Raw genomic sequence first — 10,329 nt, 5'->3', positions numbered from 1 at the left:
CCTGCATCATCTTTACTTTTTCCTCTGGCATGTAGGGTGACATCTTCTTCATCATCTCTTCTGCTCTGATGATTCCGAGCGGAATCCCTACGATAAGCATGATTACACCTGAATAGATAAATATGTTTTTTCTTTTCATAATATTCACCTCCTTTGTGGTTTATTGGTGATATAAGGATAACATCCCATGCATCTTTAAATCTGTAAGGCAGCTTACATTTATTAAAGATATTTGATGAGACCGTTCTTATTCCGGATGATGATCTCCTTCCGGTTGAATTCTATCAACCCCTTGTCCCGGAACTCTCTAAGGGTGAGACTGACTGTTTCCCGTGTTGAGGCTATAAGGTTTGCGAGCTCCTGATGGGTCAGCCTGGCCTTAAGGCGAATTCCCATATTATCAATGTGGCCAGCTTCATTACTCAGATCGAGTAGTATGTGTGCAAGGCGTGAAGGAACATCCTTGTATAGTAGATTTTCAATGCGGTTTTCGATCCTTTTAAGACGCAGCCCGATCAACTTTGTTAATTTGATAGGTATGTCCGGTTTAGTCCTGAGGAATTTCTCAAAGTCTTCCTTTCGGATAACACATATATTGGAGTCATCCATTGCAGATGCCATGGTGTCTCTGCTGGTATTTTCCAGGGCATCTATTTCCTCGAAAATCTCTCCGGGCTCTAAGATGACCAGTGTAAGCTCACGACCATCTTCCATTAGCCTCGAAATCTTAATCCGCCCCTCTTTAAGAATGTAAACAGAATTGCCAGGTTCACCGGGGATATAGACAATCTGTCGCTTCCGGACAGATTCCATTCTGGTCATAGCCTCCATGGTCTTCAACTCTTCATCAGAAAGGTCAGAGAACAATTTGATCTGTTTTAGATACCAGTACTTGCTTGGAGTGATATTTCGCACAGGCGCTTCCTCCTCACCCGGTCTTAGGACGTCCATCAGGTAAAACATAGAACGACCGGTGGAAAAGTTAAATAATCACCATGCCGCATCTAAGTCCTACTTCACGGGCCGCTCGATCAATTCGACCTCGTACTTATCCGGGGCCTCGATAAAACAGAGACGGCTGCCTGACGAGGTCACTGTCGGGCCATCTGTAATCAGGACTCCCTTCTCCTTAAAGTGCAGGATCATCTGATCAAGGTCATCCACTTCGAAGGCCAGATGCACAAGGTCCTCCGGCACCTCGACTTTTCCGCCAGGAGGAAATGAACATATCTCGATCACCTCATCACTGTTTGGAACAGACAGAAAGACTAGCTCTGATCCGCGTGGGGAACGCTTGCGATTCTCGACCGTCAGTCCCAGGACATCCACGTAGAAACGCAATGTCTCTTCCATGTCATTGACGCGCATCCGCGTGTGGAGCAGTTTTTTAATCATGCGTATAATACTAACACGTTAAACTGACATCTTCAATCTTAACAAACACACAAAGCTAACGTCCCGTTGACACCCAGAAATCATCCTGTTACCATACCCTCGAAAAAGCAGATTCCAGGCGACGGCTGAATGGAAAGCGTTCATTATTGTATAAGGAGTTAAACATGGATCTGTGTCCCTGCGGTTCTAATATCGCATATGCTGAATGCTGCCGGCCTTTGATAAAGGCAGAGCGGCCTGTATTAACCGCTGAACAACTTATGAGGTCCCGGTACAGCGCATACGTCAAAAAAGAGATGGGGTATATCTATACGTCTCTCCATCCGGATTTCCGTTCGGACTATGACGAAAAAAGCACCCGGGACTGGGCAGAAAGCGCAGAGTGGCATGCCTTTGAGATCCTGGACACGAAGAAAGGCGGACCCGGAGATGATGACGGCCAGGTTGAATTTATCGCAACCTTTACAGATCAGGGGATAAATAAAGAACACCGGGAATTGTCATCGTTCAAGAAGCAGGAGGGGATATGGTACTTTACCACAGGGAAAATCCAGGGGCCAAAACCTGTTGTCCGGACAACGCCCAAAACCGGACGCAATGACCCCTGCGAGTGCGGCAGCGGAAAGAAATTCAAAAAATGCTGTGGCCAGTGACCCGGCTGGTATTGGCAGGGAATAGATGCTTAGAGATTTTTTATGCTGAAGCTAACTGATTTTTCAAGATGTGACCCATTGTATTTTTTCAGGTGTCCGCAATAGCGGGGGAAGATCAGGGGTATTTCCTGAATTTAATAATAAGCGGTTTGCGGATACCTGTTGAAAAAGACGGGATTGATGAATATCTAAAGGCCGCTTCACAAAGGCTGAACATCAGCGAATCAGATGTTAAATTAGTTAAAATTCTGCATAAATCACTTGATACGAACAATAAGGATCAGTTCTACTACGAAGTTTCAATAGTTGTCACTACTCCTGATATCTTCGACAACAAGGAGAACCTCCCTGTATACCCCATATACACTGAAGAGATAAAGGCAGACAGGAACCCCAAAAACATCAAAGAGAGGCCTGTAATAGCAGGTTTCGGTCCTGCCGGAATGTTCGCAGCCCTTGAGCTTATTGCTTATGGTATTAAACCTCTGATATTTGAAAGGGGTAAAAAAATAGAAGAGCGCTCCATTGATGTCCAAAGATTTATCAAAGAAAGGGTGTTAGACCCTGAATCAAATATTCAGTTTGGTGAAGGGGGCGCCGGTTCATACTCGGATGGTAAGCTGTTTTCCAGGACAAAAAATTCGAAACATATAAACAGGGTGCTGGATACATTTATAAAATTTGGCGCCCCTGAAGAGATAGGGTATATCAGCAAACCCCATGTCGGTACGGACATCTTGTGCAGAATAGTTCGTAATATAAGGAGCTATATCCTTGAAAGAGGCGGAGAGATACATTATGGTTCAAAAGTAACTGATATCCTTATATCAGGTGATAAAGTCTCAGGCGTGGTAATAAACGGGGAGAAGGAGTATAGTTCTTCAACCCTCTATCTTGCGGTGGGACATTCTGCGCGGGACTCATTTGAGATGTTTCACAAAAAAGGTATAGCTATTGAGCAGAAGCCAATTTTAGTTGGAGTACGGGTAGAGCATCCTGCTGAAATTATCAATCTTATAAGGTATGGCAATAAGTACAAGAAGTTCCCTGGTATAGGGGCTGCGACCTATTCATTTAACTACACCAATCGAAAAGCAGGGCGGGGGGTGTACACATTCTGCATGTGCCCCGGAGGTGAGGTAATAAATGCCTCTTCTGAAAATGGTATGCTGGTTGTAAACGGCATGAGCTACTCGGGCAGGTCTTCAGAATTCTCAAATTCAGCCCTTGTTGTAACCTGTCATACGGATGATTATAAATCAATCGCCCCATTGGCCGGTATTGAGTTCCAGAAGGATATAGAGCAAAAGGCCTTTAATGCAGGAGGAGGAAGATGGGAAGTCCCTGCGCAGAATCTAATAGATTTTTTATCCGGCAAGACCTCTGTTAACTTAAATAATAATTCGTTTAAGATGGGGGCCGCATCTGCTGATATGAATGAAATCTTTCCTGACTTTATAACCGTGGCGCTTTTAAACGCATTCAAGAGTTGGGAAAGGGATTATCCTTTGTTTGTTTCAGACCATGCGATATTGTTAGGTGCAGAGACGAGAACTTCCTCCCCTGTAAGAATTAAACGCACGGGAAAATATGAATCAGTAAATATAAAAAACCTCTACCCGATAGGTGAAGGTTCAGGGTACACAGGCGGTATAACGAGTTCGGCAGCGGATGCTATAAAGGCTGTGGAGGCAAGTCTGTAAACTATATTAAGGCTCACCTATATTATCGTTATAATAATATAAGGGCAAATTTGCCTGTCAATCAATGGTTATGCCACAACAAAAGATATATCTACACTCGGTGAAACATGATATGCTAAAATAAAACAATATTTATGTGGGGGTAAACATGATAAAGACCAATGAACTTTTTGACGAAGCAGTTTCGCTACCAGTCGAGATAAGGGCGCAACTTGTAGATAAACTTCTCCGAAGCCTTCATCCCATTCAGAAAGAAATAGACGAATTGTGGGCAGCGGAGGCAGAAAAGAGGGTTGAAGAAATAAAAAGTGGTAAAGTAAAAACGATACCAGGTGATGAAGTATTTAAGAAAATATTTGGCAGGTAAATCTCTTGAATTATTCTTTCCATCCCGATGTCGAAAAGGAGTTAACTGAGGCTATCGCTTATTATAACGAATGCCAAAATGGCCTCGGATTGGAATTCGCAAAAGAAGTCTACTTAGCAATTCAAAATATTCTTTCGTTTCCTCTTGCCTGGGCTCCACTTTCTGCAAATACCAGAAGATGTTTTACAAATCGTTTCCCTTACGGGGTTATATACCAAGTTACAAGTGAAGAGGTATTTATAATGGCTGTGATGCATCTCAACAGAGAACCCAACTATTGGAAAAAGAGGGAAAAGAAGGCATAACAAATCACTCCAGCGAACTAGGTAAAACCCCGCCGCTGATTTAGAGTGAGAAACGCCTCGATCCTGCGTTCTCCATTCGCCAGGTCTTTACGTGACTTCATCCGATGAAAAGCAATGTATCGTTTGATCAAGTTGATGTAAGTCCGTTCGGTATGGATGGAGTAATGGTGCAGGCGCATTATGCTGCGGACCTGGTCAAGTATTTTTGGCTTTTGGTCTTGACTCTGCATGTGTAAAACCTTTATATTATCGTTATCAAGGCATAATGCCTTGATATTGGCATCGGGCAAAACTGCACTAAAAGCATGCCAATATAGTAATATCAGGGCAAATTTGCCTGTCAATCAATGGTGATGAACTCGTAAAAAGTCGGACAATGCCCAATTTGTCATGCTGAACTTGTTTCAGCATCTAATAAAATTACTAAGTTACGAGACCCTGAAACAAGTTCAGGGTGACAATAATGACTTTTTACGAAGTCATCAATGGTTAGCTGAAAAGAAAATGAGAAAATACGAATTGCCGACATTCCTTAAAGGGAAGATCACCCAGGCACATTACGAACTTTGGCTGCATAGAAAGGCTGCATCGCATGTAAGACGGGATAGGGGGCGAGGAAACACTGAAGCCACAACCGAATAATATAAAATCGAGATCCATAATGCGGTCAATGAGTCGAAGGGCAACGACGTCTATACTGGGGAAGAGTTAGAATGGCATCTATTAAGTAAATACGATAATAACGAATCCAAGGAACAGGGGAGGCAGTACAAGAAGAAGTTCGCCCTCCTTCCATCAGCCGATCACGTTGGCGATGGAAAAGGCAAAGCAGAATTTAAGATATGCTCTTGGAGAACTAATGATGCAAAGAACGACCTGTCCTATAAAGAATTCGTGGATTTGTGCAAGAAAGTAGTAAAAACAGCTAACAAATAGCTCCACCGGACGTGGCAAAACGGCGCGCCACGCTGGTGAGCATCGTGTTGTACGCAAAAATAAATTGAAAATCAATGGCACTAATGATAGTAGTTCGCCATTATCCGAGAACTTACAATGAGAACTAAAATATTCATAAGCTACTCTCACAGCGACAAGTTATTTGTTGACTGGCTGACGCGTAAACTTAATGAGAGCAATATTAATACTTGGTATGACTCAAATGAAATAAAGCTCGGCGACAGCATAAAACAGAGAATTAAAGAAGGACTTGAAGCCAGTAGCAGCATAATAGTTGTTTTTAGTAAGAACTCGTCAAAATCAGAATGGGTTAGACATGAGTTTAATTCCGCCTTACTACATAATTCGATTACAAAAGGTATCAGAATTATCATACTAAAAATCGATGATGTAGTCATTCCAACAGATATTGCAGGTTACTTATATATTGACTTATCAAAGGATAGAGAGAAAGGTTTAGAATATCTGATTAAAGAAATAAAATTAGCCCCAGTAGCAACTTATTCTAAACTAGATTGGAAAAAACTTAATTATAAGGATTTCGAGAACTTAATTTACGAGTTGCTTACTAAAGAAGGTTTTGCAATTTCAAGAACTCCTAAAACTCGCGATGGCGGCTTTGACTTTGTTGCTACAATTCCCAATAAGTTTGAGTCTAATGATAAAATTCTAATTGAAACAAAATTTTACAATAATCAAAAGATATCTATTGATATTTTACGTCAGCTTTACTCTCTGTCTTTATCTGAGAAAGCAGATAAGGTATTCCTTGTAACTAACTCAGAACTGACCAACAGCTCAAGAGATTTTCTTTCTCATTCAGCTACTAATATTGTTGTTTGGGAAGAACAAAAGTTACTTAACAAATTATATACGTCTCCAGACATACTTGAAAAATATTTTTCAATAAAACCATTAAAAGAACCAAGGCAAGTGAAACTTATCGATAAGGAGTTTAGCAACATCCAACAGTTAATACAGGAACTCGATAATTGCTCCGAAGGAGAAAAAGGATGGAAGCAATACGAGGACATTTGCGTTAAGATATTAACACAATTATTTGTGCCTCCCCTCGGTACACCTAAACTTCAATCACGAAGACAATCAGGAATTGACATAAGAGATGCAATATTTCCGAATAGAAGTAAGGAAGAGAATTGGAGATTTATACGCGAGGATTATGACGCCAAATATATCGTGGTCGAGTTCAATAATTATTCAGAGAAGGGTAGTGATATAGACAAACAAACTATTCTACAAATCAGTGATTATTTAAAGAAGACCATTGGACGCTTTGGTATTATTTGTAGCAGAAAACTGCCTAATAATAGTGGGATAGAAAAAAGAAAGGATACATTCATAGAACAGAACAAGCTAGTGCTTTTTGTTTCCAATGATCACTTAAAAGAAATGCTGAGACGGAAATATAAAAAACTCGATCCTTCTGACGTAATAATTGATTTAATCGATGATTTTAATTTGAGCTTTTGATAATGCTAAGAAATGACTGCGAGGGAGACGTCAACTGCAAAATTGAGAAAATAAGACAGCGTACAACAAAGCCATCGAGCCGACCGGGATTAGCCTCTGGTGGTTTTTATTCAAGGAGGAGGAATTTAGGGACACATCCCATTTAATTGACAAAAAGACAACTATACTTTAGTACCCCAACATGCCACGGATAGCACGAGCAGTTGCATTAGAATTTCCCCCATCATGTTGTTCAAAGAGGCAACAACAGAGAAAGAGTTTTTATTAACGAGGGGGATAAAAAGAAATATCTGTCACTCCTCAAAGAATATTCAGGTAAATGGGATACATACATCCTTGCCTACTGTCTTATGAGTAATCATGTGCATTTTCTGACAAGGCCGATAAAAAATGAGTCGTTATACAAAATGATGCAGGGTATAACCCTTTGCTATACTCAATACTTCAACAGGACATACAAGAGGACAGGCAGGTTATGGGAGAGCAGATATCATTCATGTGTAGTGGATAAGGAAAAGTATTTATGGGCAGTGGCAAGATACATAGAACAAAATCCTGTGAGGGCGAACTCACCAGCGTTTTTCACGAATGCCCTTCGGTGCGGCGCGAGCTGGCTGTCAAGGTGGTGGACATCTTCGGCAACGACACGATGACCATTGTCGAAGTTACAGTGGGAGGGAAGAAATAATGGCGAAGATCAAAGTTAAAGGCACCGAAATCTCAATAATCACGGTAAATAACGATGACTATATCTCTTTAACCGATATGCTAAAAGCAAAAGACGGAGAGTTTTTTATTTCAGATTGGTTAAGAAATAGAAATACTGTTGAATTTCTGGGTGTTTGGGAAAGAATTTATAATCCTACTTTTAATTATGGCGAATTTGCCATAATTAAAAGTCAGGCGGGTTTAAACAGTTACAAGCTCAGCGTTAAAGAGTGGACTGAAAAAACAAATGCTATTGGATTGAAGGCTACAGCGGGGAGATACGGCGGTACTTACGCACACAAAGACATTGCTTTTGAATTCGGCATGTGGATCAGTGCTGAATTTAAAATTTATCTCATAAAAGAATTTCAGCGATTAAAGGACGAAGAGCACAAGCAGCTCGGCTGGGATATCCGGCGGAATCTGACAAAAATCAACTACCGGATTCATACCGACGCCGTCAAAGAGAACTTGATCCCGCCGAAACTCACTCCGCAACAGACAAATCTGATTTACGCCTCGGAAGCGGATGTCCTGAACATGGCTCTATTCGGCATGACCGCCAGGCAATGGCGTGACAGCCATCCGGGCGATAAGGGCAATATTCGAGACTACGCGAATATGTCACAACTTGTTTGCCTCTCCAATCTGGAAAATCTAAATGCCCTTTTCATCCAGGAAAAGACGTCACAGGCAGAGCGGCTCAGCAAGTTGAACCAGATTGCAATCCAGCAGATGAGACTTCTGACGAACGACACAGGAATCAAGCGCCTTGAAGCGGGGGACAAATAATGGCGCTCCATCCCAACTTCACCGAATCGCCCTATGCCATCCTTGACCCGGCACTCCGCTGGTGGTTGAGGTTGATAAGGAGAACGAGAAGCAATACATCGACGCGCTGGATGTGGGCGCTCAAGGGCATCAACGCGCGGCCTATCTACAGTTTAGCGAAGCGCAACAGCGTTTATTATATTAGGGACACATCCCATTTTAATTGATAAAAAGACTACCGTACTTTAGTATTCCAACATATCAAGGATAGCACGAGCAGTTGCATTAGAATTTCCCCATCATAAGGTTTTTATTATTGTTATTTTCGGGCATCTAATTTCTCATTCGGAAACATTGTCCTGATAAGTTTTCTAACTTCTTTTAAATCTTTTTTAACATCTTCACAGGTAATATCTAACACGCCGAGAGGGGGATATCTGTCTGCAAAATAATATCCTGACACACGTCTTCAACGTTCACAATCTTTTTATCTTTCTTTATAAAATCATCCCGGATTCTAAAATCTGCCGAACAAATTGATCTCCTGCTTTTTTCCTCTTTTCCAGTTCCATGTGTGTTAAGACAATAGGGGAGACAGGAAATCCATTTCGCAAATCCCGTATAAGACGCTTAACAGTTGCCATTCTCTCAAAAAATCTCTCTTTTGTAGATGCAATAATAAACAGGTCAACATCGCTGTCTTTTGTAGCTTTGCCTGTGGCATAAGAACCAAATAGGATGACTTCCTGTGCGTGATACTCCTTCTTTAATCGCTTACTGATCTCTCTTAATCTTGCATAAATTTCTTTGTTCATCTCACCCTCCCACTATCAAGATGATGCGGATTTAGTTAATATCAGTGAGGATAACATCATCAACAATATCGCCAAATTCAATCTCAGATATCTCTTTAAGTCGTCCTGTGTTAATGATCATTGCATCTCGCGAAGAAGTCTTTCGATCTCTTCTTTTTTGAATTCAAGATGGTCTAATTTTTGAAAATCAGCTAAAGAGTCTTTTTCTTCTATCTTCCCTTCTTTGTATAAGGTTTCAAATTCTTCTACTGATGATATTTTGTATTTGCCGGTTATTCTGTAAATTTCTGATTTTATTTCTCTCAGTCTTTTCTCCAGAAAATACTTTAATCCTTCTTTTAAGATTTCCTCTTTGGAAAGGTTAAAGTCTCTTGATAAAATCTCAAGGGTCTTATCAACTGTTATTTGCATTTAGCGCCTCCTCCATCGATCAGACGTTGATGTCTCAAAGTATTTTTGCTTCTCTGTATTTTTTTCATGCCGTATCAGATTATTTTTCCTAACCCTTGCGATAGCTGCAAATAAATTATGCAATTATCGTTTTAATCATCTTGCCATTCGATCTGTAGTATTTGCATGAACTATAGCCCCCTGGCTTACCTGCGGCATTTTGCCGGCAGATTGAATACTCACGATTTACCCTCCTGCCTTGATAGGTTCAAGGCTACCATTTCCGTCTTGGATTTGCATCATTTTTGTCGTGTCGAATGCTGGGGGCCTGGTCAAGCATCTTTTGTTTTTGGTCTTGACTCTGCATATGTAAGTCCTTTATATTATCGTTATCAAGGCATAATGCCTTGATATTGGCATCGGTTAAAACTACCCGAAAACCATGCCAATATAATAAGATCAGGGCAAAGTTGCATGGGAATCAATGGTTAGCTGCATAAGAAAGACATGAGCATAGAGTACAAAGTGAACGCGCCGGTAACAGCAGATCAATTCATCGAACTGCTGCGCGAATCAACACTTGGCGAACGCAGGCCAATTGATGATCGGGAGTGCATGGAAGGAATGGTAAAAAATTCCAATCTAATGGTTACGGCCTGGAATGATGGAAAACTGATAGGCATTGCGCGCTCAATGACGGACTTTCATTATGCCTGTTATCTTTCTGATCTTGCAGTTCACAGGGAATATCAGAAAAGAGGCATTGGTAAGAGG

The 10,329-nt window shown here is 41.1% G+C and carries 14 protein-coding genes; 8 read left to right on the top strand and 6 right to left on the bottom strand.

What is annotated here, in order from left to right; translation table 11 throughout:
• From HZA77_12770 to HZA77_12760, 3 genes are all read right to left on the bottom strand, one after another.
• Window positions 1–139: hypothetical protein (locus HZA77_12770; protein MBI5376306.1), on the bottom strand; the 139-nt coding region annotated here is incomplete at its 3' end.
• Window positions 140–222: 83 nt separating this feature from the next.
• Window positions 223–915, bottom strand: coding sequence for a Crp/Fnr family transcriptional regulator (locus HZA77_12765; protein MBI5376305.1), 693 nt, complete (start codon window positions 913–915; stop codon window positions 223–225).
• A 96-nt stretch (window positions 916–1,011) separates the two neighbouring features.
• The gene (locus HZA77_12760) at window positions 1,012–1,395 is read right to left on the bottom strand and encodes a VOC family protein (GenBank protein ID MBI5376304.1); all 384 of its coding nucleotides are present in this window, start codon (window positions 1,393–1,395) and stop codon (window positions 1,012–1,014) included.
• A gap of 164 nt (window positions 1,396–1,559) precedes the next feature.
• Between HZA77_12760 and HZA77_12755 the strand changes: the two genes are divergently transcribed.
• From HZA77_12755 to HZA77_12740, 4 genes are all read left to right on the top strand, one after another.
• Entirely contained in the window at window positions 1,560–2,048 is a 489-nt protein-coding gene (locus tag HZA77_12755; protein MBI5376303.1) for a YchJ family protein, read from the top strand.
• A 128-nt stretch (window positions 2,049–2,176) separates the two neighbouring features.
• Window positions 2,177–3,751, top strand: coding sequence for a dehydrogenase (locus HZA77_12750; protein ID MBI5376302.1), 1,575 nt, complete (start codon window positions 2,177–2,179; stop codon window positions 3,749–3,751).
• 151 nt (window positions 3,752–3,902) lie between these two features.
• The gene (locus tag HZA77_12745; protein MBI5376301.1) at window positions 3,903–4,118 is read left to right on the top strand and encodes an addiction module protein; all 216 of its coding nucleotides are present in this window, start codon (window positions 3,903–3,905) and stop codon (window positions 4,116–4,118) included.
• Between the two features lie 5 nt (window positions 4,119–4,123).
• Complete coding sequence (locus HZA77_12740) at window positions 4,124–4,423, top strand: type II toxin-antitoxin system RelE/ParE family toxin (GenBank protein MBI5376300.1); 300 nt, start codon at window positions 4,124–4,126, stop codon at window positions 4,421–4,423.
• Between the two features lie 17 nt (window positions 4,424–4,440).
• On the opposite strand, the gene HZA77_12735 is transcribed toward HZA77_12740, so the two are convergent.
• Window positions 4,441–4,767 (bottom strand): phage integrase N-terminal SAM-like domain-containing protein, encoded by a 327-nt coding sequence (locus tag HZA77_12735; protein ID MBI5376299.1) that lies wholly within the window; start codon window positions 4,765–4,767, stop codon window positions 4,441–4,443.
• A 709-nt stretch (window positions 4,768–5,476) separates the two neighbouring features.
• On the opposite strand from HZA77_12735, the gene HZA77_12730 reads away from it, so the two are divergent.
• The 3 genes from HZA77_12730 to HZA77_12720 all read left to right on the top strand — a co-directional run bounded on the left by HZA77_12730 (window position 5,477) and on the right by HZA77_12720 (window position 8,371).
• The gene (locus HZA77_12730; GenBank protein MBI5376298.1) at window positions 5,477–6,871 is read left to right on the top strand and encodes a TIR domain-containing protein; all 1,395 of its coding nucleotides are present in this window, start codon (window positions 5,477–5,479) and stop codon (window positions 6,869–6,871) included.
• Between the two features lie 263 nt (window positions 6,872–7,134).
• Window positions 7,135–7,524 carry a transposase gene (locus tag HZA77_12725; GenBank protein MBI5376297.1) on the top strand — a complete coding sequence of 130 codons (390 nt, stop codon included), beginning with the start codon at window positions 7,135–7,137 and terminating at the stop codon, window positions 7,522–7,524.
• A 34-nt stretch (window positions 7,525–7,558) separates the two neighbouring features.
• A complete protein-coding gene (locus tag HZA77_12720) occupies window positions 7,559–8,371 on the top strand; it encodes a KilA-N domain-containing protein (GenBank protein ID MBI5376296.1) in 813 nt (270 codons plus the stop codon).
• Window positions 8,372–8,847: 476 nt separating this feature from the next.
• Here the strand turns inward: HZA77_12720 and HZA77_12715 are convergent, their stop codons facing one another.
• Together HZA77_12715 and HZA77_12710 are read right to left on the bottom strand one after the other, a co-directional pair.
• The gene (locus HZA77_12715; protein ID MBI5376295.1) at window positions 8,848–9,165 is read right to left on the bottom strand and encodes a nucleotidyltransferase domain-containing protein; all 318 of its coding nucleotides are present in this window, start codon (window positions 9,163–9,165) and stop codon (window positions 8,848–8,850) included.
• A 117-nt stretch (window positions 9,166–9,282) separates the two neighbouring features.
• Window positions 9,283–9,576 (bottom strand): hypothetical protein, encoded by a 294-nt coding sequence (locus HZA77_12710; protein MBI5376294.1) that lies wholly within the window; start codon window positions 9,574–9,576, stop codon window positions 9,283–9,285.
• Between the two features lie 486 nt (window positions 9,577–10,062).
• Between HZA77_12710 and HZA77_12705 the strand changes: the two genes are divergently transcribed.
• Window positions 10,063–10,329: GNAT family N-acetyltransferase (locus tag HZA77_12705; GenBank protein ID MBI5376293.1), on the top strand; the 267-nt coding region annotated here is incomplete at its 3' end.

This window comes from Candidatus Schekmanbacteria bacterium (assembly GCA_016219965.1).
Taxonomy (GTDB): Bacteria; Schekmanbacteria; GWA2-38-11; order GWA2-38-11; family J061; genus JACRJM01.
Note: the sequence above shows the minus strand (reverse complement) of the source record. Positions and strands in the feature narration are given on the sequence as shown.

Coding starts and splice junctions, on each gene's coding strand:
- HZA77_12730 (MBI5376298.1), top strand. CDS start 5,477: ATGAGAACTAAAATATTCATAAGCTACTCTCACAGCGACAAGTTATTT.
- HZA77_12760 (MBI5376304.1), bottom strand. CDS start 1,395: ATGATTAAAAAACTGCTCCACACGCGGATGCGCGTCAATGACATGGAA.
- HZA77_12755 (MBI5376303.1), top strand. CDS start 1,560: ATGGATCTGTGTCCCTGCGGTTCTAATATCGCATATGCTGAATGCTGC.
- HZA77_12720 (MBI5376296.1), top strand. CDS start 7,559: ATGGCGAAGATCAAAGTTAAAGGCACCGAAATCTCAATAATCACGGTA.
- HZA77_12715 (MBI5376295.1), bottom strand. CDS start 9,165: ATGAACAAAGAAATTTATGCAAGATTAAGAGAGATCAGTAAGCGATTA.
- HZA77_12710 (MBI5376294.1), bottom strand. CDS start 9,576: ATGCAAATAACAGTTGATAAGACCCTTGAGATTTTATCAAGAGACTTT.